Origin of the sequence: Eudoraea sp., assembly GCF_049665975.1 — a bacterium.
Taxonomy (GTDB): Bacteria; Bacteroidota; Bacteroidia; order Flavobacteriales; family Flavobacteriaceae; genus Eudoraea.
Genome location: NZ_JBATGR010000309.1, coordinates 1 through 3,744 on the forward strand (window position 1 = coordinate 1; position 3,744 = coordinate 3,744).

The 3,744-nt window shown below is 36.8% G+C and carries 4 protein-coding genes; all 4 read left to right on the forward strand.

Features of this window, described 5'->3' with window-relative positions; genetic code table 11:
• Positions 1 to 262: GAF domain-containing protein (locus tag WBN20_RS11045; RefSeq protein ID WP_424281710.1), on the forward strand; the 262-nt coding region annotated here is incomplete at its 5' end.
• A 93-nt stretch (positions 263 to 355) separates the two neighbouring features.
• Positions 356 to 1,888, forward strand: a complete 1,533-nt coding sequence (gene purH, locus WBN20_RS11050) for a bifunctional phosphoribosylaminoimidazolecarboxamide formyltransferase/IMP cyclohydrolase (RefSeq protein ID WP_424281711.1) — start codon at positions 356 to 358, stop codon at positions 1,886 to 1,888.
• A gap of 56 nt (positions 1,889 to 1,944) precedes the next feature.
• A complete protein-coding gene (locus tag WBN20_RS11055) occupies positions 1,945 to 2,973 on the forward strand; it encodes a rod shape-determining protein (RefSeq protein WP_297705045.1) in 1,029 nt (342 codons plus the stop codon).
• 67 nt (positions 2,974 to 3,040) lie between these two features.
• Positions 3,041 to 3,744: rod shape-determining protein MreC (gene mreC / locus WBN20_RS11060; protein WP_424281712.1), on the forward strand; the 704-nt coding region annotated here is incomplete at its 3' end.

The following is a 3,744-nucleotide window of genomic DNA, read 5'->3' on the forward strand; positions in this document are numbered from 1 at the left end:
CCATACTATCATCCCTTTTGGAAAAGGACTTTGTGGCCAGGTTGCCCTTAGCAATGAAAACTTCGTAGTCCCGGATGTAAAAGCTCAGGATAATTATATTGCCTGCAGCATTAATGTAAAAGCAGAAATTGTTGTTCCCCTGTTTGTAAATGGAGAGAATATTGGCCAGATTGATATAGATTCCAATACCCCGGACCCTTTTAATAAGGATGATGAAGATTTTTTAGAATTTGTCAATAAACAGGTCGCCAAAATTCTTTAAAACTTTAACTCTTTTGTTAATAACACTATCTCATTTATAGCTTCAAAAAAATTACATTTGTGACCTTTAGCTATTCTATTTAAGCACTACAAAATGAGCACTACAAAAAAAATTAAATCAGCCTTAATTTCAGTATTTCACAAAGATGGTCTAGAACCTATTGTAAGGAAATTTGATGAGCTCGGAATTTCAATCTACTCCACAGGAGGCACCGAAAAATTTATTAGGGAATTGGGGATTGATGTAATCCCTGTTGAGGAGGTAACCAGCTATCCATCTATATTGGGTGGAAGAGTTAAAACATTACATCCAAAGGTATTTGGAGGTATTTTAAACAGACAGGATAACGAAAGTGACGTTGCTCAATTAGAAGAATTTGATATCCCTCAATTAGATGTTATTATCGTGGATCTCTATCCCTTTGAAAAAACGGTAGGTGATGGTGCTTCTGAACAGGAAATCATAGAAAAGATTGATATAGGTGGGATCTCCCTGATACGTGCTGCGGCAAAAAACTATAAGGATGTTTTATGTGTTTCTTCAATGGAGGATTACACAGAATTCTTAGAATTAATAAATACAACCGGAGGGGAGAGTACACAAGAAGACAGAAGACATTTTGCCACAAAAGCATTTAATGTTTCCTCCCATTATGATACGGCTATTTTCAATTACTTCAATAAGGATCATAAGGAGGCTGCTCTAAAGATTAGCGAAACCAATGCTAAAATTTTACGATATGGGGAAAACCCGCATCAAAAAGGGTTCTTTTTTGGAGATTTCGATGCCATTTTTACCAAATTACACGGAAAAGAATTATCCTATAATAATTTATTAGATGTTGATGCCGCTTTAAATCTCATGAATGAGTTTAAAAACGATGATCCTACTTTTGCTATTCTAAAGCATAACAATGCCTGCGGATTAGCCACCAGAAATACAATACACCAGGCATATGTTGATGCATTGGCAGGAGATCCGGTATCGGCTTTCGGTGGCATATTAATAAGTAATGTAAAAATAGACGTCCCTACAGCTCAGGAAATTCATAATTTATTCTGTGAAGTAGTTATTGCACCTGCTTATGATGATGAGGCATTGGTTATTTTAAAGGGTAAGAAGAACAGAATTGTCCTGATTCAAAAAGAAACATCTCTCCCTGATACTATAGTCAGGACCTGTTTAAATGGTATTCTTGTTCAGGATAAAGATTTTAAAACGGATACACTGGAGGATTTGGAATATGTGACCACAAGGAAACCAAGTCAGGAAGAATTAAATGACCTCATTTTTGCTTCTAAGTTATGTAAGCATACAAAATCTAACACTATTGTATTGGCAAAGAACAAACAATTATGTGCCAGCGGAACCGGGCAAACTTCCAGGGTAGATGCCTTAAACCAGGCTATTCACAAGGCAAAATCCTTTAAATTTAATTTGGAAGGAGCGGTAATGGCAAGCGACGCATTTTTTCCTTTTCCCGATTGTGTTGAGATTTCCAATAATAATGGTATTCAAAGCGTTATTCAACCAGGAGGCTCAATTAAGGATCAACTGAGCATCGATTATTGTAACAAAAATGGAATGTCGATGGTAATGACCGGTACTCGTCATTTTAAGCATTAATTTTACTACTTTTGTCGATGAAATACACCTTTTAAACCGAAACCAAATTAACGCGAATGGGATTTTTTGATTTCTTAACTGAAGAAATAGCTATCGACCTGGGCACGGCAAATACTCTTATTATCCATGATGACAAGGTAGTTGTAGACAGTCCGTCTATTGTTGCAAGAGACAGGATAACTGGTAAAATAATTGCAGTGGGCAAGGAAGCCAATATGATGCAGGGAAAAACCCATGAAAACATTAAAACTATCCGACCTCTCAAGGATGGGGTGATCGCAGATTTTGATGCTTCTGAAAAAATGATCAATATGTTCATTAAGAACATCCCAGCCCTGAAGAAAAAATGGTTTCCACCTGCATTGAGGATGGTAATATGTATTCCTTCAGGTATTACAGAAGTGGAAATGCGTGCAGTAAAGGAATCCGCAGAGCGGGTAAATGGAAAGGAAGTTTACCTTATACATGAACCTATGGCGGCAGCAATAGGTATTGGCCTGGATATTATGCAGCCCAAGGGTAATATGATTGTGGATATAGGTGGTGGAACGACGGAAATAGCGGTAATTGCTTTAGGAGGAATTGTTTGTGACAAATCGGTTAAAATAGCGGGCGATGTATTTACCAATGACATCATCTATTATATGCGCACCCAGCATAATCTATACGTAGGGGAAAGCACAGCAGAGAATATTAAAATAACCATAGGTTCTGCCACCGAGGATCTTCAATCTCCACCAGATGAGATGTCTGTACAAGGTCGGGATTTGCTTACAGGTAAACCAAAACAGGTTTCTATTTCATTCCGGGAAATTGCCAAAGCCTTAGACAAGTCCATTTTACGGGTAGAAGATGCTGTAATGGAAACTTTATCACAAACTCCTCCGGAATTAGCGGCAGATATTTATAATACGGGTATTTACATGGCTGGCGGCGGATCAATGCTTCGTGGATTGGATAGAAGGTTATCTCAAAAGACAGACCTACCTGTTTATATCGCAGAAGACCCTTTGAGAGCTGTAGTTAGAGGAACCGGCATAGCACTAAAAAACCTGGAACGCTATAAAAGTATTCTTATTAAATAACCTGAATTCGGTGAGGATTTAAGTTAAAACTTGGCATCTCATTTTAAACGCTTAACATAACAAGTGAATGCAGCAGATAATCAATTTTATCATTAGGTATAAAACCTCGCTGCTTTACTTATTATTGCTGTTAATTTCCCTGGCCTTTACTATTGATTCTCATTCTTATCACAGATCCATCTACTTTAATTCTTCGAACCGAATATCCGGTTCTATCTACAATACCGCAGATGGTGTTACACAGTATTTTAATCTGAATGAGGAAAACCAAAAACTGGTCGAAGAAAATAAAAAACTACGAAATTTGCTTCTTAATCTAAATATTGAAGACACTGTCCAATTAGATACTACCAAAATTAATTTTGCCATAATTACCGGAAGAATTATTAAGAACAGTTATTCGAGCCCAAATAATTATATCACAATAAACAAGGGAACAAATGATGGTATAAAACAGGATATGGGTGTAATTACAGCCAAGGGAATTCTTGGGATTGTTGAACATACCACGAAAAATTATGCCTCTGTTCAAAGTATTTTAAATACTAAATCCAATATAAATGCGAAAATAAAGAATACTAATTATTTTGGTTCTTTAATTTGGGACGGGCGGGGCTATAACCAGGTTAAACTGGAAGATATTCCCAGATTAGTGCCGCTCTTAGTTGGTGACACCATAGTTACGGGGGCCATGTCCAGTATTTTTCCAGAGAATGTTCCAATAGGGACTATTAAAAAATTTGACCTGAATGTATCAAAAAGTTTCTATAG

What these genes read in the sequence shown, in the direction of transcription:
- purH (WP_424281711.1), top strand. Translation starts at nt 356, where the DNA reads ATGAGCACTACAAAAAAAATTAAATCAGCCTTAATTTCAGTATTTCAC.
- WBN20_RS11055 (WP_297705045.1), top strand. Translation starts at nt 1,945, where the DNA reads ATGGGATTTTTTGATTTCTTAACTGAAGAAATAGCTATCGACCTGGGC.